This window comes from Streptomyces sp. NPDC017979 (genome assembly GCF_044328175.1).
Classification (GTDB): Bacteria; Actinomycetota; Actinomycetes; order Streptomycetales; family Streptomycetaceae; genus Streptomyces.
Genome location: NZ_JBIRGU010000002.1, coordinates 564,731 through 584,227, shown reverse-complemented (window position 1 = coordinate 584,227; position 19,497 = coordinate 564,731). Strand labels below are relative to the sequence as shown.

The following is a 19,497-nucleotide window of genomic DNA, read 5'->3' as shown; positions in this document are numbered from 1 at the left end:
CCCCGCTCGTCGCCCTCACGACGGGGTGCGGTCGGTGCCGCCCTCCGGCGTGGCCTGCACCAGGCCCGTCCGGTAGGCGATGACGACGAGCTGCGCCCGGTCCCGGGCGTCCAACTTCGTCATGGCACGCTGCACATGGGCCCGTACGGTGAACGGGCTGAGGAACATCCGCTCGGCGATCTCCTGGTTGGACAGGCCGGTCGCGACCATGGCCACCATCTCCCGTTCGCGCGGGGTGAGCACGGCGAGCTGGTCGGGGCGGTACTGCGGGACTTCGCCCGGTGTGGCCAGGAAACGGGCCACTAAGGATCGCGTCGCGGCCGGCGACAGCAGGGTCTCCCCGCCGGCGATCGTCCGCACCGCGTCCAACAGGGCCTCGGCCCCGATGCCCTTGCCGATGAAGCCGCTCGCCCCGGCGCGCAGCGCCTGAGCCACGTACTCGTCGGTCTCGTACGTGGTGAGGATCAGGATGCGGCTGTCGCGCAGCTCCGGGCTCGCGCAGATCTCCGACGTGGCGGCGAGGCCGTCCACGTCCGGCATCCGGATGTCCATGACCACCACGTCGGGGCGCAGCTCCCGGGTGAGCCGCACCGCCTCCCGCCCGTCGGCGGCCTCGCCGACCACGGTGATGTCGTCGGCGCTGTCGAGGAGTATCCGGAAGGCGTCACGCAGCAGGGCCTGGTCGTCGGCGAGCAACACCCGTAGCGTCATGGTGCGTCCCCTGCCCCTCCGTCGGCCTTCCGTTCTTCCCCCGGCGTTTGCGCGGTCTGCTGTGCGTCGTCCTTGACGGGGGGAATGGGCAGTTGGGCGGTGACCAGGAAGCCGCCCTGCTGACGTTCGCCGGCGGTGAGGCGTCCCCCGGCTGCGGCGGCGCGTTCCCGCATCCCGATCAGACCGTAGCCGGGCGAACGGCGCGGTTCCACGAGCGCATTGCGGTCCACGTGGCTCCGCGGTTTCGTGGACCAGGTCTCCTGCTCGGTCGTCGTCGACGCCCTCGACGGCAGGTGGGGGTCCCCTCCGCCGTCGAAGATGCTCACGGTCAACCGTTCGGCGGACCAGAAGAGCCGCACCTGGGCGCTCTGGGTGTTGGCGTGCTTGGTCACGTTGGTCAGGGCCTCCTGGAGGATGCGGTAGGCGGTGAGGTCCACTCCGGGCGGCAGCGGTCTGACCGTGCCGTTCTGGCGCACCTCCACCTCCAGCCCCGCACGGCTGAAGGATTCGAGGAGCTTGGGCAGCCGGGCCAGCCCGGGCGCCGGTTCGGAGGGCACCGGCGCGTCTCCGGACTGGCGCAGCAGACCGACGGTGGCCCGCAGTTCGTCGAGTGCGTTGCTGGTGGTCTCGACGAGTTCGTGCAGGCTCTTGCGGGTCTGCTCCGGGCGGGTGTCGAAGAGGTGGGCGGCGACCGTGGCCTGTGCGTTGGCGAGGGTGATCTGATGGGCCACGAGGTCGTGCAGCTCCCGGGCGATGCGCACCCGTTCCTCGGCGACCCGCTGGCTGGCCTCGCTCTCCCGGCTCTCCTCGGCCCGCTGGGCCCGCTCCTCCACGGCCGCCAGATAGGCCCGTCGGTTCTGCACCGAGTACCCGAGGACCCCTGCCACCAGCGGGAACGCCGCCACCGCCGCGACCCTGCTCGCGTCCTGCCACGACAGGGCCCCGAAGAAGGGCGCGGAGGCGACCAGCAGCGCCAGGGAGGTGATCGACACCGCGCCCGCCGCGTGCCGTTCCGTGCGCGCGGTGAGCGAGTACGCGGTGATCACGGCGGGTGCCACGCTGAGCGGGCTCAGCAGCAGGTCGAAGGCCGGCACCAGCACGCCGGCCGCGGTCGTGACCGCCATCGCCGCCAGCGGCGCCCTGTGCCGCACCGGCAGCACTGCACAGGACACCGCGGCGATGAGGTAGGCGGCGGCCGGCGGCGGCGCCAGCGTGTCGTCGACCTGCACCACCCCGCCGAGCAGACAGAGCAGGAACGCCACCGCTGTGATCGCGCCCTCCCGCCACCACGCGCCGCGCGGTCGCGGGCCGCCGCCCCCGGTGTTCGCCACGGCCGCTCAGCGCCCGCCGACGGGCAGCCGCGACACCGCTGCGTCCGGATCGGTGCTCGTGGGGCGGGCGCGCCCGCTCAGCGACTCACCCTCGATGTCCACGTTCGGCAGCACGCGGTTCAGGATAGGCGGCAGCCACCAGGCCCGGTGTCCGAGCAGTGCGAGGACCGCGGGTGCGATGGCCATCCGCACCACGAAGGCGTCGAAGGCGACCGCGGCGGCCAGGCCGACGCCCATCGTCTGGATGGTCGGGCTGTTCATCCCGATGAATCCGGCGAACACGCTGATCATGATGACGGCCGCCGCTGCCACCACGCGCCCGCTGTGCCGGAAGCCGTTGACGACCGCCTCGTCGGGGGACGCGCCGTGGACGTACGCCTCCCGCATCCGGGTCAGGAGGAAGACCTCGTAGTCCATGGCGAGGCCGAAGACTATGCCGATGATGAGGATCGGCATCAGCGACATGACGGGCCCGGTCTGTTCGATGCCGACCAGGTCCGCGGCCCAGCCCCACTGGAAGACGGCGACGACGACACCGAAGGCGGCACCCACCGACAGCAGGAAGCCGAGCGCGGCCTTGACGGGGACCAGGATCGAGCGGAAGACCACCGTCAGCAGCAGCACCGCCAGGCCGATGACCACGGTCAGATACGGGAGCAGGGCGTCGGACATGGCTTCCGAGATGTCGATGTTCAACGCGGTGGTGCCGGTCACCAGGATGTCGGCGCCCGTGTCGGCCTCCACGCCGGAGACCGCGTCCCGGATCGCGTGCACCAGGTCCTTGGTCTCGCCGCTGTTCGGCGCGGTCTGCGGCACGGCGGTGAGCACGGCCGTGTCCTTGCTCCCGCTGAGCACCGGGTCGCCGACCGACGCGACTCCGTCCACTGCCCGTACCGCCTTCACGACCAGGTCGGTGGTGGCCTGCCCGTCCGCGGACTTGGCCGTGTCCACGACCACCGTCAACGGGCCGTTGAAGCCGGGTCCGAAGCCGTCCGACAGCAGGTCGTAGGCGCGGCGCTGGGTGGTCTCCACCGGCTTGGACTCGTCGCCGGGCAGCCCGAGTTCAAGGCTCAGCGTCGGCAGCGCGACGGCGCCGAGTCCGAGCCCGGCGACCAACAGCACGGCCGCCGGCCGACGCAGCACGAACCGCGCCCAACGGGTGCCCAGCCCGGGCCGGGCCGTCGCGTCCGTCGCCCGGTGCAGGTGCTCGTTGCCCGGCCGGGCCGCCTTGCGCGCGGCACGGGACAGCACCCGCTCGCCGAAGAAGCCGAACAGCGCGGGCACCAGAGTCAGTGCGACGAGTACGGCGAGGGCCACGGCCCCCGCACCGCCCAGGCCCATCTTGGTGAGTTCGGGGACCCCGACGACGCCCAGCCCGACCAGGGCGATGAACACGGTCGCGCCCGCGAAGACGACGGCGGACCCGGCCGTCCCCACCGCCCGGCCGGCGGCGTCCTCCGGTTCACTGCCCAGGGCTCGTTCGTCCCGGTAGCGGGAGGTGATGAAGAGTGCGTAGTCGATGCCGACCGCCAGGCCCAGCATCAGCGCCAAGATGGCCACGGTCGACGTCAGGCCCAGCGGCACGGCCAGCGCGGTGACCAGGCCGAAGGCGATGGCCACCCCCAAGAAGGCGGTCATCAGCGACAACCCGGCCGCGACCAGCGACCCGAGGGTGAGCACCAGCACCACCGCGGCCACCAGCACGCCGACGACCTCCGTCGCACCGCCCGGCGCCACCTCCGCTTCCAGGGCGGAACCGCCGATCTCCACCGTCAGCCCGGCGTCCCGGGCCTGGCTCGCGGCGTCCTCAAGGGCGGCCTTCGTCGGCCCGGTCAGATCGACGGCGTCCGCGGTGTAGGTGATCGTGGAGTACGCGATGGTGCCGTCCTTGCTGACGGCGCCGGTCGTGTAGGGATCGGTGGCCGACGCGACCTGGTCGCCGCCGTCCAGCGCGTCGAGCGTCTCCTCGACGACCGCTCTGTGCTCCTTGGCCGTCACCCGCTGCCCGTCCGGAGCCTGGAACACCAACCGGGCTTCCGCACCCTGCGCGTTGCTCTGCGGGAAGCGCTCGTCCAGCAGGTCGAACGCCTTCTGCGACTCGGTGCCGGGCATGGACAGGTCCTCTTCCTGCCCGGCCGGCGCGGTGGCGGCCGCGATCCCGGCCAGCACCAGGACGCCCAACCACAGACCGCTCACGAGCCGGCGTCGCCGGAAGGCCCACCGTCCCATCCGGTAGAGAAAAGTCGCCACCTGTCGATCACTCCAGACACCATTAGGCAAGGGAAAGCGCGCGAGATCCGCACGCCTCCAACGCTCCCCTCCGGCGCCCCGCGGTGCATCGTCCCCCGCAGCCGTCTCCACCTGGTGCACCCGCACCAGGCACCCGCGCTTCCTGGTGCCCACGCACCACGCGCACCGACGCCCGTCAGCGCCCGATGCCCCGCCGAATCGCCGCCTCCACCGGGGAGTACGCACCGTCGGCCCGCTCGATGCCCGGCCCCCGCCCCGGCTTGGGCAGCAACGGCGGCTGCGCCATGAAGCGCGGTTCGACCCCCCGGTGCGGTTGCGCCGCGTGCACGAGGAAGGGGTGGCAGAGGTAGACGTCCCCGGCCCGTCCCGTGGCCGTCACGAGCGGCCGGTGCTCGGTCGCGTCCACCGCCCGCCCGGCGAGGTCCATGAAGGCCAGGCCGTCGTCTCCTTCCGCTTCGAGCAGCGCGGCGACGTCCAGGTGGGACCCCGCCCTGATCCGGGTGGGCGCGTCGTCCTCCCCCACGTCGGACATCAGGAACAACATCAGCAACCACCGCCCCCGCGAAGCGACGTTCACCCGGTACGACATGAAGTCCCCGGGGTCGTCCCCCGGGAAGCTCGCGTCGACGTGCCACCCGTCGTCGCCCGGCTCCTGATCGCTGGGGAACCGTACGGGGAACGTCCCGAGCCCTCCGAGGGGCGCCCAGCGCCCCGCCCCGGCGAGTACGTCGAACGCGGCCCGCAGCCGCGGCGAGTCGGCCGCGGCCCGGAACGGCTCCTGCCCGTACGCGCCGAGCCGCACCACGGGGCTGCGCCACGTCGCCGGAGCGTCGGCCTCCTCGTCGATGTCCCGCCACATGATCTCCCGGCACTCCGCCGCGACGTCCCCCGGGAAGGCCCCCGCCACCCGGAGGAATCCGTTCTCCACGAAGTCGGACACCGCCTCGCCGCTGATGGCCGATTCGCTCGTCGATTTGTTCATGCCGCCAACGTCTCAGCGCGGCGATCCCGCCCGCCCGACACTTTCTGCCCGGCTGTGGTCAGGACACCGACGTCGAGCACGGTGTAGTGCTCTGGCCGAAGCTCCCGCGGCGAAGGCGGTGGCAGCCATCGCCAGCACGGCCGGCACCAGCAGGAACGGCCCGCAGAAGACGAGCACCACGGCGACCACACCGCAACTGACGGCAGCGCTGACGCGCAACGAGCGTCGCCCCTCCAACAGGACCGTCGCGGCAGCGAGTCCGGCGAGGGTGACGGCGGCCAGACACGCCGATGTCGCCCGTAGCAAAGTCTCCAGGTCGATGAATCCGTAGGCCGCGGCCGCGACGACCCCCGACGACGCGAGGGTGACCACCGTCAGGCTGCGGCGCGGTACGCCGCTCCCTTCGGCAGGCCCGACCGTGATCCTGCGGGGCATGGCGCCCCGCCGCCCCAGCGCCTCCCCCAACCGGGCGGCCCCGGCGAGATAGGCGTTGACCGCGCCGAACGTCAACAGGAGCGCCGCTGCCGCCGCCACGGGCCGGGCGGACGTCCCCAAGCCCTGCTCCAGCAGCAGGGTGAGCGGAGTGGTGGTGGCTCCGGCCCGCACCCCGAGCACTCCGACGGTGACGAGCGCGAGCCCCACGTAGAGCACGGCGACGATTGCCCAGGCCAGCAGGGTGGCCCGGGGCAGGTCCCGCGCCGGGTCGGTGAACTCCGCCGAAAGGTGGCTGATCGCCTCCCAGCCCGCGACGGCGAAGAACAACATGCCTGCCGCGACTCCGACGGAGGACCAACCGTGCGGCAGGAAGGGGCTGAAGTGGGCGGCCCGCACCCCGGTGCCCGACACCGCGATCGTGACGGCCAACAGCGACGCCAGCGCACCGACCATGAGCAGTTGCAGCCGCCCCGACAGCCGCAGCCCCACCAGATTGGCCCCATACGCAGCACCCACGACGAGCAGCGCGATCACCGGAACGGCGGAGCGCCCCCACCCCGCAGCGGCAGCCGCGTACTCACCACCGATGAGCGCCGCGGCGGGCACGCCCAACGGGACGGCCCAGTAGAACCACCACCCCACGGGCCCGGCCAGCCGAGCCCCGAACGCCCTCTCCACGGACGCGGCCACACCGCCCCCGTCCGGATTCCGGGCACCGAGCGCCGCGAACACCCGGGCCACGGGCAGACTCACCCCGACCAGCACCAGCCAGGCCAACACCGACCCCGGCCCCGCTGCCGCCGCTGCCGTGGACGTCAGCGTCAGAGCTCCCGGCCCCAACACCGCCCCGACGCACAGCGCCGTTCCCGCCCCGGCTCCCAACCCGGACCGCTGCCGCCCCCGTCGCCGCCGAGCGACGACCCCAACGGGTCGCTCCGCCATCGCGCGTCCTCCGTCACCTCGTTCGGTCAGTGACGGCGAACGCTAGGCACCCCGACGACAACAATGACCAGACCCCGAACACCATTCGCTTCGGCGGCCACAATGGCGCCCATGGACGAACTTGATTCGCTGATACTGGACCACTTGCAGCGCGATGCGCGGATCACCAACAGGGAACTCGCCCGCCGCCTCGGCATCGCCCCGTCCACCTGCCTCGAACGAACCCGAGCCCTGCGCCACCGCGGAGTGATCACGGGCTTCCACGCAACCGTCGACCTCCGCTCCCTGGGCCGCCCGGTCCAAGCACTGCTGTCGATCCAAGTGCGCCCCCTCAGCCGGGACGTCATCGAGAACTTCAAGGCGTACGTGTCCGACCTCCCCGAAGTCCTCTCGGTCTTCGTCGTGGCCGGCGGCGACGACTTCCTGGTCCACGTCGCCGTAGCCGACGTCGACCACCTCCACACGTTCCTCATGGACCGCTTCAGCCAGCGCCGCGAGATCGTCAACTTCCGCAGCTCCGTGATCTACCAACACGTGAGCACACCCGTCATCAGCCCTCTCGACGCCCCCACCCCGTAGCCACCCCATCCGACGCCCCACAAACGCCAAAGGCCCCGGTGATCACCACGATCACCGGGACCTCGCCAACCACCTCTGAGCGAACTCAAGAACAGCGATGCTGTGGGGTGTTCACGAGCGCTGCTGACCAGGCGGAACAGAAGCGGTTGAAGATCATTACCCGCGCTCCAGGTGGTCGTTCCCCAATTGCGGTGCTTGGACCGGCTGCTGGGCGGTGCGGCATCACGGCGGCTTTGTGGGGGTGCGAGGTCACGTCGGAGTGTCGGCTGCGTAGGCGATGACATCTGTTCTGGGAAGAGCTCACCGGCGCCCCAGGGCCGGAAGTCGCTGTCCTCGGGATGCCGCGAGTCGAGTAGCAGGGGCCATACCCCGAGCGGGGGTGTTCGTCACGGATCCGCACCCACAGCTCTGCGGATATCGGGCCGTTGCTCAGCCACAGGGCTTGGAGCTTCCGTCTCCTTCGTCGGACGTGATCAGCCGTCCAGGCGGGAGAGGAACAGCAATGGTCGACAGCAGCTCAGGATTCACGGCCGGATGCTAGCCGTAGGCTCTGACATGCCCGCGACCGCCCGCTTCAGCGTCGGCGGTCGGCGGTCGGCGGTCGGCGGTCGGCGGTCGGCGGTCGGCGTCGAACCATTCGTCGTCGTTCCACAGGACGGGCATGGCGCCGACGGGTTCGAACTGGATGTCCGGGTCGTTGCTGAGGATGAGGCAGAAGAAGCGGCGCTGGAGTACCCCCGCATGGCGGGCCTGATCGGCGACGATGTCCAGAACGATCTGGGCTGCTCGCGGGCAGGCGGTGGTGAAGCCGTCGTAATCGGTGATGGACAGGACGAGCCCGGTACCTTCCGGTGAGTCGTCGTACGGGCCGTAGCAGGCCACATCGCCGAGACGGCGATGAGCGCTTGAGGCCAGCTGCCCCGGATTGTTCCAGAACGTAGAGAGACCAGCCGTACCTGCGCCCGAGGGTGCCGGCCACGCGTGCGCCGAACTCCCCCGCGTGGGCGTCGTGCGCAGTCATGCCCGCACGACGCCCACAGGCCACAAGGCACACGCCAGCCCGGCATAACCTGCGCACCCAGACCTCCAGACGAGCCCAGAAACGACGAAATCCCGCCCGATCAATGTGACCGGACGGGACTCGCGAACCGCTTACGAGCTAACTCGTGAACGGCCCTGCTGTGGACCTGTGGGGATGTGAACCCCAGACCGTCTCGATGCGTACTAAGGGCAGCGGAGTCGGCAAGGTCCCCCTTCCTGGCCGGAGAGGCGCGCACGGCCCGCGGTGGTCGTCGGTCGTCGCCGTCCTGCGCGAGCCTGAGCGCGTGGACGAAGTACCGTTGCGCGAGCCCGTGGTGGCAGGCGTCGTACGACATCCACCCCGCGAGGAGCGTCGCTTCGGCGACGGCGGCGAACAGGGCCCGTCCGACGGCCTGCGTGTACTGGCCTGACAGGAGCGGGGCCACGTCCCTACTGAGGTACTGGATCAAGCTCTGCCGGGCGTGGTCACCGCCGAACCGGTCGTCGAGCTGGGCGAACATGTCCGCGGTCGACTTGATCATTGCGACGTCGGCGAGCCCGACGCGTGGCCCGTCACCTGCGGCGACCGTGGGGACGACGGCTTCTGGAGCGACGAGCCAACGGAGCGACGCTTCATGCCACACGGCGTCCGAGACGTCCGAGGTGAGCAACGGCTCGTGACCGTCGAAGTCGGCCCGCCATAACGGCGCTATCGCGGTGACGCCCGCCTCCGGGCTGTCGGGGTACGTCAGCTCCAGCAGAGGGGCATGCCTCACGGGCCCGTCATGACCGACCTGGGCAACAGGCAGGTCGGCTTCCTCATCGCCCCGGGCTCGCGCGACCGCTTCGACCGGGCCGTGATCAGGGAGTCCGAGGGCCACGGAACGCCCACGTACGGGTACTTGGCGACCGGCTCCTTCGTCGTCCTCCCCGGCCCGATGCCCCTCTCCGGCGACCGCTACCAGTGGCTCGCCGCCCCGACCCGAGCGCCGGAGCCGTCCCCGCTCCGCGTCGTCGCCCTGGCGGTGATGCTCGTCGCCGCCACCGGCCTACTCGAACGCGTCGACCGCTACGGCGAGGAGTTCCCGGTCTCCGCAGCGATGGTCGGGGCGACGGCCAAGGCGGAGGCGGTTCGCCATGGGGATGACGCGGCCCCGTCGAGAGCGAACCGTGGTACGCGGCACGCGACGCGACCGCCGCCCTCCGCGACGTCCTGGTCTCGGCCGGACTGGAGAAGGACTTCCCCTACCTCCAGGCCCAGATGAACGCCTTCGGCTCGCTCCTCGCCGCGCTGGACGTGCACCCCAGGATCACGATGCAGATCCTCCGGCACAGCAAGATCGCGGTGACGATGGAGGTGTACACGCACGTGCCGTCCGAAAAAAACCCGCAAGGCACTCCTGCGGCTGGGCCGGCACCTGGGCGCGCAAGATCCGGAGTAGTTACTGTACTTCACTGCTGTACAACGCCACAGAGCCTCCGTCGGATTTCTCCGGCGGAGGCTCTGAGCTGTTGTGGACCTGTGGGGATTTGAACCCCAGACCCCCTCGATGCGAACGAGGTGCGCTACCAGACTGCGCCACAGGCCCTTGCAACGAGTGAAACTCTAGCATCCCGATCGGGGTGCTCGGAAATCCGCTCCCGTGCTGGTCGGGGGCGGCTCCGCCCCGTGGGGCGGAGCGGAGTCGATCACTCGTTGGCGGCGCGGGGGCGGTCCTCGTCGGCGTACTGGTCGAAGAGGGGGGTGCGGCCGCGGTCGCGGGTCGTGCGGCGGGGTTGGGGCTGCGGCTGCCGGCGCGGCGGCGGTGCCTCGTTGCGGGGCGGGTCCGCGGCGGAGGAGCGGGCCGAGCTCCAGGTCTCCGGGTCGTTCATGTCGATGCCGCTCGTGGCGCGCGGGGCGACCGGAGCCGTCACGTACGTCGGCAGGGGGACGGGGACCGGGTCCCAGCTGTCGCCAGTCGCCGGGCCGCGGTCGCGCTGCTGGTCGACCCACTCCGCGTGGTCCGTCTGCTCGACGAGGGCGCGGCGGCCCGCCTCCTGCGGCGACAGCGGTGCCGACTCGGGCTCGGGGTGGGGCTCCGGGGTCTCGCCCTGCTCGGCGGCGGGCGCCGGGGCCGGCGGGGCGGGCTGGCGGCGGCCGGGCCGGGCGTGCCGGGTCTCACGCAGGCGCTGCGCCGCCGCCTCCGCGCGGCGCCGGTCCATGACGACGGCGAAGCGCCGCCGCTCCTGGGTGCGCAGATAGCCGATGTACAGGCTGAGGAGCACCGCGGGAGCGGCCGGCGCCCAGAGGAAGCCGGTGCCGCCGACCGCGGCGACGACCGCGCCCGCCGTGAACCCCACGAAGAGGAGCACCGTCGTCCGCCGGCGCCGGGCCAGCACCTTGCTGCGCCGGGCGCGCTCGGCCGCCGCGCGGTTGGGGCGCTGCCGGGGACGGCGGGGCTGGCGGGGCTGCCTGGGAGGCTCGGGCTCTTGCGCCGGCGCCTGCGCCGGGTCCGGAGGCGTGGTCCGGACCTCGGTGCGGGGCGCGGCGAAGGCCCGGACATCCACGGTGCTCAAGGGCTCCGTGGCGGCATCCGGGTGGACGTCGGAATCGGGCTGCTCCGGGGTGCGGTCCCGCAGCTCCTTGGCGTATCGGCGCTCCATCGCCCCGCGTCCGGACAGCAACCGGATGGCGGTGGAGAAGCGTTCCGTCGGTCGAGCCTCGTTTAGCTCGTCCTGCCTGCGGAGCCACATCGGCACCAAGTAGGCGGCCCAGGCCCCGACGATGACTGCGTAGATGAGGCCGCTGCTGCTCACGGTCACACCGTAGAGGGATTCTTGCAAGGGCATCCGCCAATTGGCCCGGTGTGTCGCACGATCCCGCTGATATGACGGGCTTTTCTTGCGATTGTTTGGATCATCACATCGTCATTGGCGGTCGATTTCGAACACATATTTTATTTACCGGGTTCCTTGGGGGCCCTGTGGTGCCTGCGGTCGGGCCCGGTGCCAGCGGCGGAGTAGCCCTTCGGGGACTTCCTCGGCCGTCAGTGCGAACACGAGGTGGTCCCGCCAGGCGCCGTCGATGTGGAGATAACGTGGACGAATCCCCTCTTCCCGGAATCCCAGTTTCTCCACCACCCGACGGCTCGGTCCGTTCTCGGGGCGAATGCAGACTTCCATCCGGTGCAGTCCGACGGTGCGGAAGCAGTGGTCCGTGACCAGCGCGACGGCCGTCGGCATCACTCCGCGGCCCGCGACGCCGCGGTCCACCCAGTACCCCACGTGCCCCGAGCACATGGAGCCCCAGGTGATCCCGGCCACCGTCAACTGGCCGACCAGCCGCCCCTGGTACTCGATGACGAAGGGGAGCATGCGGCCCGCGTTCGCCTCGGCCCGCAGGTGGCGGACCATCTGGCGGTACGTCGGACGCTGCGCGGGCGGCGCCCCCGGCGCGGGCGGCGGGACCGTGGCCTCCCAGGGGCGCAGCCAGTCGCGGTTGCGCCGGTTCACCTCGCGCCAGGTGCGTTGGTCGCGCAGCCTTATCGGGCGGAGGACCACGTCGCCGTCCACCAGTACGACCGGCCAGGGCGCGTTCAGTTCGGACTCCCAGAAGGTCTGGTCTCCCGACGGTCGTCGGGGCCGGGCGGGGGCGCGGGGTGGTCACCGCCCCTGATCTGGTCGACCGCGTGCGACAGCAGCCGCTCCAGCACGGCCAGACCGTCCCGTACTCCGCCGGGGGAACCGGGCAGGTTCACGACCAGCGTACGACCGGCGACGCCCGCGAGTCCCCGGGAGAGCGCCGCCGTCGGGACCTTCCCGGCGCCGAAGGCGCGGATCGCCTCGGGGATGCCCGGGACCTCGTGGTCCAGGACGGCGCGGGTCTCCTCGGGGGTGCGGTCCGTGGGCGAGAGGCCGGTGCCCCCGGTGGTGACGACGACGTCGTACGCGGCCGCCACGCCCTCGCGCAGGGCGCGGCCGACCGGGGCGCCGTCCGGCACCACCACCGGGCCGTCGACGGTGCAGCCCAGCGCGGTGAGGCCGGTGACGAGCAGGGGGCCGCCGCGGTCCTCGTACACCCCGGCGGACGCCCGGTTGGACGCGGTGATCACCAGCGCGCGGACCTCCCGGGGGTGCCCCTGGCCCTCGGCGGCCTCGGCGGCCCTGGCCTGCGGGTGGGCGTGGCTGTGGACCTCGCCGCCGCGGCTCACGACCGGCTCCAGTCGCCGGACTTGCCGCCCGTCTTCTCCTCCACGCGCACGTCGGTGATCACCGCGGCCTTGTCGACCGCCTTCACCATGTCCACGACGGTGAGCGCGGCCACGGTCACGGCGGTGAGCGCCTCCATCTCGACGCCGGTGCGATCGGTCGTCCTGACCGTGGCCGCGAGTTCCACGGCGTCGTCGGCGACCGTCAGGTCCACCGTCACCCCCGAAAGGGCCAGCGGGTGGCAGAGCGGGATCAGCTCGGGGGTGCGCTTGGCCCCCATGATCCCGGCGATCCGGGCGGTCGCGATGGCGTCGCCCTTCGGTACGCCGTCGCCGCGCAGCAGCTCGACGACGCGCGGCGCGACCAGGACCCGGCCGGTGGCGCGGGCGGTGCGCGCCGTGACGTCCTTCGCGGAGACGTCGACCATGCGGGCCGCACCGGCCGCGTCGATGTGCGTCAGCCGGCTGCCGCCGTCAGTGCTCATTGGATGCTCATTCGGTCGTCGCCGCTCCCGGGCCTGGCAGGTCCCTACGGGCCACGGGCCTGCGTGCGCTGACACCGTACCGCCAAGCGGAGTCCGTGCCGGCAAGCGGAGACCCCAACTGCCAGGCAGAACCACGGCTGCCGGGCAGGGCTCCGACTGTCAGGGAGGACTCCGGCCGCCGGGCGGGGACGCGTACCGCCGGGCGGAGACCGGTACGGTCCGGCGAAGACGCGTACCGCCGGGCAGGGGCGCCCAGGCCGGGCGAAGGGCGTCAACCGAGGAGGATCACCTCCAGCTCCGTGCCCGGCTCGACCGCGGTGTCGGCTTCGGGCACCACGATCAGGCAGTCGGCGTGCGCGAGGGCCGCGATCAGGTGGGAGCCGGCGCCGCCCACCGGGGTGACCGTGCCCGCGTCGCCGTCGTGGGTCCCGCGCAGGAACTGGCGGCGGTCCGCCGGCGAGCGCAGCGGTGCGTCGGCCTTGAGCACGGCGCGCACCCTGGGCCGGTCGACGTCCGTCATCCCCATGAGCGTCCGGATCGCGGGGCGTACGAACAGCTCGAAGGAGACGTACGACGAGACGGGATTGCCGGGCAGGGCCAGCAGCGGGGTGTGGTCGGGGCCGACGGTGCCGAAGCCCTGCGGCTTGCCGGGCTGCATGGCGAGCGTGCGGAAGTCCACACCGCTGCCGGGCGTGACCTCGTCCTCCCCCGCGTCCGCCTCGCCGACCGCCGCCAGGGCCTCCTTGACCACGTCGTACGCCCCGACACTGACGCCGCCCGTGGTGACCACCAGGTCGGCGCGGATGAGCTGGTCCTCGATGGTGGCGCGCAGCACGTCCGCGTCGTCGGTGACCGCGCCGACCCGGTACGCCAGGGCTCCGGCGTCCCGCGCGGCGGCGGCCAGCGCGAAGCTGTTCGAGTCGTAGATCTGGCCCTCGCCGAGGGCTTCGCCGGGCTGGACCAGCTCGCTGCCCGTGGACAGCACGACGACGCGCGGGCGCGGGCGGACTCGGACCGCGCCCCGGCCGATGGCCGCGAGGAGCCCGATCTGCGGCGGGCCGAGCACCGTGCCGCGGGCGAGCGCCAGGTCACCCGCTTGGACGTCGCTGCCGCGGGGGCGCACGTGCGCCCCCGGCTCGACCGCGCGGTGCACCCGGACCTCGCCGCTGGCCCCCTCGGGCGCCTCCCCCGCCGGCAGCATCGTCGTCACCGCGCCGCCGCCCGTACCCCCGTCCGTCCACTCGACGGGGACGACGGCCTCGGCGCCCGGCGGCAGCGGGGCGCCGGTCATGATCCGCGCGGCCTGACCGGGGCCGACGGCGGGGGGCGCGGCGCCGCCGGCCGCCACGTCCCCGACGACGGTGAGGACGGCGGGGAACTCCTCGCTGGCGCCGGCCACGTCCGCCGTGCGCACCGCGTACCCGTCCATCGAGCTGTTGTCGAAGGGCGGCAGGGCGACGGGGACGGTGACGTCCTCGACCAGGACGCAGCCTTGGGCGTCGGGCAGTTGCAGCTCGATCGGATCGAGCGGTCGCACGGCCGTGAGGACGTCCTCCAGGTGGTCGTCGACCGACCAGATCCTGCTGCTCACTGCTGCATCTCCTCGGTGACGTAGTGGCGGAGCCAGTCGCGGAACTCCGGCCCCAGGTCTTCACGTTCGCACGCGAGTCTGACAATGGCCCGCAGATAGTCCCCGCGGTCGCCGGTGTCGTACCGCCGGCCCTGGAACACGACGCCGTGGACGGGGCCGCCGATCGACTCGTCGGCGGCGAGCTTGGCGATCGCGTCGGTCAGTTGGATCTCGCCGCCGCGGCCGGGCGCGGTCTCGCGGAGTATCGCGAAGACCGCGGGGTCCAGGACGTACCGGCCGATGACGGCGAGGTTGCTCGGCGCCTCGTCCGGCTCGGGCTTCTCGACGAGTTCGCCGACCCGTACGACGTCGTCCTCGCCGGTCGGCACGACGGCGGCGCAGCCGTACTGGTGGATCTGCGCGGGCTCGACCTCCATGAGGGCGACGACGCTGCCGCCCTCGCGCTCCTGGATCTCGACCATGCGCGACAGCAGCGGGTCGCGCGGGTCGATCAGGTCGTCGCCGAGGAGGACCGCGAAGGGCTGGTCGCCGACGTGCGGGGCGGCGCACAGGACGGCGTGGCCGAGGCCGCGGGGGTCGCCCTGGCGCACGTAGTGCATGGTGGCGAGGTCGCTGGACTCCTGGACCTTCTTCAGCCGCGGCTCGTCGCCCTTGCGGGACAGCGCCTCCTCCAGCTCGTAGTTGCGGTCGAAGTGGTCCTCAAGGGGGCGCTTGTTGCGCCCGGTGATCATGAGTACGTCGGAGAGGCCGGCGGCGACCGCCTCTTCGACGACGTACTGGATCGCCGGTTTGTCGACGACAGGCAGCATCTCCTTGGGAGTGGCTTTGGTGGCAGGCAGGAAGCGCGTACCGAGGCCGGCGGCGGGGATGACCGCCTTGCTGATCCTGAGGTTCGACTGAGTCATGCTCGGCACAATATCCGGTGGATATGCGGAGGAGAGATGGTGCGAAGTCAGGACGAAAGCAAGGGAAAGATGGGGAGAAAGTCGGGAGAAGTTGTGCATTCCCTCGGGATTTCCCGGGTGGGGCGGCGATGACGGTGGCGGCGGACGACGAACGCTCCCACGGCGCGGCGAAGGACCCGGGCGGCACGTCAGACGGGGCCGACGACGGCGAGCGGCATCCGGAAGGACTGGCCGCCGCGAAGCGGTCCCTCCGGCGTGACCTGCTGGACGCCCGCGCTCGACGGTCCCCCGACGACGTCCGGCAGGCCGCCGAAGCCATCACCCGGCACGCCCTCTCGCTCCCGGAACTCACCGGCGCCCGGACCCTCGCCGCGTACGTCTCCGTGGGGCGCGAGCCCGGTACGCGTGCGCTCCTCGACGCGCTACGCGCCCGGGGCGTACGCGTACTGCTTCCGGTCTTGATGGCCGACAACGACCTGGACTGGGCGGTGTACGAGGGCTCCGAACAGTTGGCGCGCGCCGGGCGCGGCCTGCTGGAGCCGGCGGGGCCGCGGCTCGGGCCCGGTGCCGTACGGGAGGCGGACGCCGTACTGCTGCCGGGGCTGGCCGTGGACGCGCGCGGGATGCGCCTGGGGCGCGGCGGCGGCTCGTACGACCGGGTGCTCGCCCGGCTCGCGACGACCGGGGTGACCGGGGTGACCGGGGTGACCGGGGCGACCGGGGCGACCGGGGCGACCGGGAAGCCTAGGCCGCCTGGGGCGTACGCGACGGTGCCGCCGCTGGTCGTGCTGTTGTACGCGAACGAGGTGGTCGCGCACCTCCCGGAGGAGGCGCACGACCACCCCGTGCACGCGGTGGTCACACCGGACGGCGTCCGGCGCTTCTGATCGGCTGCCGGCCGTCAGACCCGCACGGGGCGCGTCTGACGGCCGCGCTCAGCCCGTCGCCGGGGTGAGGGTGAGCGTGTCGACGGTGTTCTTCTGAACCGCTTCCGGGGTGAAGGACCAGTCGAGCAGCTCGCCCTTGGCCCACTTGTCCGTCTGATCGGTGTAGTGCGCGCTGTAGGCGTGCCCGGAGGCGCCGGTGAGGTTGATCCAGCGCGACCGGTCCCAGTCTCCGACGTTCACCACCATCCGCATCGACGGAACCCACACCACGTCGTAGCCCGCCGCGGCGTTCCAGCCGGTGGCGTTCACCGTGGCCTCGCCGCCGGCGAGGTTCCACGGGCCGCGGTTGAGCAGGTACTTGACGACTCCGGGGCCCTCGGTGCCCAGGGTCTGGTTCTTGAGCTGGAGCTGGTGCAGCCGGCCCCAGCTCCAACTGTCGATGTCCTTGCCCATCTCGGCCGTGAGCTCCCAGCGGGCGTCCTCCATGGCGCGGGCGAAGAGCTCGTCGCGGGTGTCGGTCGCCTTGTCCGTGCGGCTGCGCGGCGACTGCCACCAGGGGTTGTCCTCGTCGTCCACGATCGAGCGGACCACCTCGAACCAGCGGTCGCCGCCGTCCGGCTGCGCCGAGTCGGCGTCGCGCGTGCCGCACTCCTCGACCGGCTCGATCTGGTCGGCCGGGGCGTTGCTGCCGGCCGGGCGGACGAAGAGGCAGTCGCCCTTGACGCGCAGTTCCTTGGGGAGCTTGTTGCCGAAGCCGAGCTTGAGGATGTTGCGCCACACGGCGTTGAAGTACGCGGCGGCCGCGGAGTCCGGCTCCTGGCTGTAGTCCCAGCCCTCCAGCAGCTTCTGGGCCTCGCGGACGTTCGGGTCGGAGATGTTGATCTTCATGAGGGTCGGCGTCAGCAGCTTGGCGATCTCGCTCTTGTTGTCCGTCTGCATCGTGCGCATGTCCTCGGTGGAGATCTTCCCCCCGTCCTTGATCTTCTGCTCGATCATGTCGTTGATGCGCTGGCTGCGGGCGCCGTAGCCCCAGTCCACGGTGAGGTCGTGCTTGTACGAGTCGTCGATCACGGCCTGGTTGGCGGTGACGATGTAGCCGCGCTCGGGGTCCTCCTCGTACGGCATCTCGTCGAAGGGGATGTAGCCGTCCCACTTGTACGCCGGGTCCCAGCCGGGCGCGGGCTTGTCGCCCTTGCCCTCCGCGCGGACCGGGATCTTGCCGGGGGCCTGGTAGCCGATCTTGCCCTCGGCGTCCGCGTAGATCAGGTTCTGCGACGGCACCTCGAACTTGCTGGCCGCCTTGCGGAAGGAGTCGAAGTCGTCGGCGCGGTTCAGCTCGAAGACGGCGTCCATGCTGTTGCCCGGCAGCAGCGCGGTCCACTGGAGGGAGACGCCGTAACCGGTGGCGCGGTCCGGGGCGGAGTTCGGGACATGGGCCTGCTGGCCGACCTTCTCCAGCTCGGTGCTGCGGTCGGAGACGAGGGGACCCCGGTCCGTGGCGCGCACCGTGATCGTCTTGTTCTTGCCGCCGGCGACCTTGATGACCTCTTCGGTCACCGTCAGCGGCTTCTGCTTGCCGTCGTAGGTGTAGCTGTCGCCGGAGATCTTCTCCAGGTAGAGGTCGGTGACGTCCGCGCCCATGTTGGTCATGCCCCAGGCGATGTCCTGGTTGTGTCCGATGATCACGCCGGGCATGCCGGAGAAGGTGTATCCCGCGGTGTCGAACGAGCAGGACTCGGACTTCTCGCGGCAGTGCAGGCCCATCTGGTACCAGAGCGAGGGGAGCTGCGGCGCGAGGTGCGGGTCGTTGGCCAGCAGGGGCTTCTCGGTGGTGGTGTGCTTGCCGGAGACGACCCAGGAGTTGGAGCCGATGCCGCTGCCGTTCGGGCCGAGCAGGGCGGGGAGCGTGTCCAGGTTGTCGGAGAGGGAGGAGAGCTGGGCGTTCAGGCCCTCGATGGCGTCGGAGGAGTTGGTGCCGCCGGTGAAGCCTTCGTTGTTCGAGCCGCTGTTGGACGAGATGCCGTCGCCGTTGTTCCCGTTGCCGTTGTTCCCGTTGCCGCTGCCGTTGGAACCGTTTCCGTTGGAACCGTTTCTGTTGCCGTTGCCGTTGGAACCGCTGCCATTGCTGCCGCCGTTGCCATTGTCGTTGCTGCCGTTGTCACGGGACGGCTCGGCCTTGAGGTCGAAGCGGTTGTCCGACTCGTCGACCGCGCCCCGGTCGACGATCGGCCGGTTCCGGTCGTACGGGTACTTCGGGTACAGCTGTGCGATCTGGTCCTGGGACAGTCGGCTGGTCATCAGCGAACGGTCGATCTCGTCCTGCATGTTGCCGCGCAGGTCCCACGCCATCGCCTTGAGCCAGGCCACCGAGTCCACCGGCGTCCACGGCTCCGGCGCGTAGTCGCCGTTCACGAACCCGAGGGCCGCGTACTCGACCGAGAGCTCCTTGCCCGACCTGTCCTTGAGGTACGCGTTGACGCCCGCCGCGTACGCGTCCAGGTACTTCTTCGTCTCGGCCGACAGCTTCTGGTCGTACTCCTGCTGCGCGATCTTGCGCCAGCCCAGCGTGCGGAGGAAGGCGTCCGTCTCGACCTGGTCCTTGCCGAACATCTCGGAGAGGCGGCCCGCGGTCATGTGCCGGCGTACGTCCATCTCCCAGAAGCGGTCCTGCGCGTGGACGAAGCCCTGGGCGCGGAAGAGGTCCTCGTCGCTGTCGGCGTACAGCTGCGGGATGCCGTAGTCGTCCCGCTTGACCTCGACCTTGCCCTTGAGCCCGTCGATCTTTATCTCGCCGGTCGTCTGCGGAAAGGAGGCGCGGACCGCGTCGACGCCCCAGTAGCCGCCGTAGCCGACGCCCCCGAGGAGAGCCAGCACCAGGAGGATCACGATCAGACGACCGCGTCGCCCCTTCTTCTTCTTGGGGGAAGAGGCCGTTGTGTTGGAGGGCATCGCTGTCCTTCGAGGCGCAAGCTGGTCCTGGAGTGCTGGAGCAACCATAGGCGCAGCCGCGGCCTCACCCGGACGCGGTATCCACAAGCCCCTCTCCAGAGCGTCACCTTGCGCCCCATTAACGCCAGTTGAGCGCTCGCACCTCGAAGTTCGGCCCCGACGTCAAGGAAACGTTAAAGATTAGGTAAGGTAACGAAGTGTCGCCGCCCGGAATCATCGTCCGGCACGTAGAGGCGCGAGGGG

17 protein-coding genes and 1 tRNA gene are annotated in these 19,497 nt (G+C 71.4%); 3 read left to right on the top strand and 15 right to left on the bottom strand.

From position 1 onward, the window contains the following. Positions 1-15: 15 nt before the first annotated feature. The 5 genes from ACH4E8_RS08625 to ACH4E8_RS08605 form a co-directional block, all read right to left on the bottom strand. Positions 16-711: a response regulator gene (locus ACH4E8_RS08625; RefSeq protein WP_398445683.1), complete on the bottom strand. Its 696-nt coding sequence runs from the start codon at positions 709-711 to the stop codon at positions 16-18. Beyond that, on the bottom strand, positions 708-2,042 hold the full coding sequence (locus tag ACH4E8_RS08620) for a sensor histidine kinase (protein ID WP_398445681.1): 1,335 nt from the start codon (positions 2,040-2,042) through the stop codon (positions 708-710). Before ACH4E8_RS08620 ends, ACH4E8_RS08625 begins: the two co-directional genes overlap by 4 nt. Before the next feature lie 6 nt (positions 2,043-2,048). Further along, positions 2,049-4,292: an MMPL family transporter gene (locus ACH4E8_RS08615; protein WP_398445679.1), complete on the bottom strand. Its 2,244-nt coding sequence runs from the start codon at positions 4,290-4,292 to the stop codon at positions 2,049-2,051. 175 nt (positions 4,293-4,467) lie between these two features. After that, a complete protein-coding gene (locus ACH4E8_RS08610) occupies positions 4,468-5,274 on the bottom strand; it encodes a phytanoyl-CoA dioxygenase family protein (RefSeq protein WP_398445677.1) in 807 nt (268 codons plus the stop codon). 12 nt (positions 5,275-5,286) lie between these two features. Continuing rightward, positions 5,287-6,651 carry an APC family permease gene (locus ACH4E8_RS08605; protein WP_398445675.1) on the bottom strand — a complete coding sequence of 455 codons (1,365 nt, stop codon included), beginning with the start codon at positions 6,649-6,651 and terminating at the stop codon, positions 5,287-5,289. A 111-nt stretch (positions 6,652-6,762) separates the two neighbouring features. Between ACH4E8_RS08605 and ACH4E8_RS08600 the strand changes: the two genes are divergently transcribed. Beyond that, positions 6,763-7,230, top strand: a complete 468-nt coding sequence (locus ACH4E8_RS08600) for an Lrp/AsnC family transcriptional regulator (RefSeq protein WP_398445673.1) — start codon at positions 6,763-6,765, stop codon at positions 7,228-7,230. 537 nt (positions 7,231-7,767) lie between these two features. Here the strand turns inward: ACH4E8_RS08600 and ACH4E8_RS08595 are convergent. Together ACH4E8_RS08595 and ACH4E8_RS08590 are read right to left on the bottom strand one after the other, a co-directional pair. Next, entirely contained in the window at positions 7,768-8,112 is a 345-nt protein-coding gene (locus ACH4E8_RS08595) for a hypothetical protein (RefSeq protein ID WP_398445671.1), read from the bottom strand. 239 nt (positions 8,113-8,351) lie between these two features. After that, complete coding sequence (locus ACH4E8_RS08590; RefSeq protein WP_398445670.1) at positions 8,352-9,026, bottom strand: hypothetical protein; 675 nt, start codon at positions 9,024-9,026, stop codon at positions 8,352-8,354. Positions 9,027-9,035: 9 nt separating this feature from the next. On the opposite strand from ACH4E8_RS08590, the gene ACH4E8_RS08585 reads away from it, so the two are divergent. Beyond that, positions 9,036-9,515 carry a hypothetical protein gene (locus tag ACH4E8_RS08585; protein ID WP_398445668.1) on the top strand — a complete coding sequence of 160 codons (480 nt, stop codon included), beginning with the start codon at positions 9,036-9,038 and terminating at the stop codon, positions 9,513-9,515. A gap of 250 nt (positions 9,516-9,765) precedes the next feature. On the opposite strand, the gene ACH4E8_RS08580 is transcribed toward ACH4E8_RS08585, so the two are convergent. From ACH4E8_RS08580 to galU, 7 genes are all read right to left on the bottom strand, one after another. Continuing rightward, positions 9,766-9,839 (bottom strand) — tRNA-Ala (locus ACH4E8_RS08580). 100 nt (positions 9,840-9,939) lie between these two features. Next, positions 9,940-11,046: a gephyrin-like molybdotransferase receptor GlpR gene (glpR, locus tag ACH4E8_RS08575; protein ID WP_398445666.1), complete on the bottom strand. Its 1,107-nt coding sequence runs from the start codon at positions 11,044-11,046 to the stop codon at positions 9,940-9,942. A gap of 144 nt (positions 11,047-11,190) precedes the next feature. Beyond that, positions 11,191-11,829: a GNAT family N-acetyltransferase gene (locus ACH4E8_RS08570; protein WP_398446100.1), complete on the bottom strand. Its 639-nt coding sequence runs from the start codon at positions 11,827-11,829 to the stop codon at positions 11,191-11,193. Beyond that, positions 11,826-12,344, bottom strand: coding sequence for a molybdenum cofactor biosynthesis protein B (locus ACH4E8_RS08565; protein WP_398446098.1), 519 nt, complete (start codon positions 12,342-12,344; stop codon positions 11,826-11,828). The genes ACH4E8_RS08570 and ACH4E8_RS08565 overlap by 4 nt, the downstream gene beginning before the upstream one ends. 92 nt (positions 12,345-12,436) lie before the next feature. After that, positions 12,437-12,922 (bottom strand): cyclic pyranopterin monophosphate synthase MoaC, encoded by a 486-nt coding sequence (gene moaC / locus ACH4E8_RS08560; RefSeq protein WP_398445664.1) that lies wholly within the window; start codon positions 12,920-12,922, stop codon positions 12,437-12,439. Between the two features lie 271 nt (positions 12,923-13,193). After that, positions 13,194-14,513 (bottom strand): gephyrin-like molybdotransferase Glp, encoded by a 1,320-nt coding sequence (gene glp / locus ACH4E8_RS08555; RefSeq protein ID WP_398445662.1) that lies wholly within the window; start codon positions 14,511-14,513, stop codon positions 13,194-13,196. Further along, entirely contained in the window at positions 14,510-15,418 is a 909-nt protein-coding gene (gene galU, locus ACH4E8_RS08550) for a UTP--glucose-1-phosphate uridylyltransferase GalU (protein ID WP_398445660.1), read from the bottom strand. The genes glp and galU overlap by 4 nt, the downstream gene beginning before the upstream one ends. 128 nt (positions 15,419-15,546) lie before the next feature. Here galU and ACH4E8_RS08545 point away from each other — a divergent pair, with 128 nt between their 5' ends. Then, positions 15,547-16,305 carry a 5-formyltetrahydrofolate cyclo-ligase gene (locus ACH4E8_RS08545; protein WP_398445658.1) on the top strand — a complete coding sequence of 253 codons (759 nt, stop codon included), beginning with the start codon at positions 15,547-15,549 and terminating at the stop codon, positions 16,303-16,305. A 48-nt stretch (positions 16,306-16,353) separates the two neighbouring features. Here the strand turns inward: ACH4E8_RS08545 and ACH4E8_RS08540 are convergent, their stop codons facing one another. Continuing rightward, positions 16,354-19,254, bottom strand: coding sequence for a penicillin acylase family protein (locus ACH4E8_RS08540; RefSeq protein WP_398445656.1), 2,901 nt, complete (start codon positions 19,252-19,254; stop codon positions 16,354-16,356). Between the last annotated feature and the right edge of the window lie 243 nt (positions 19,255-19,497).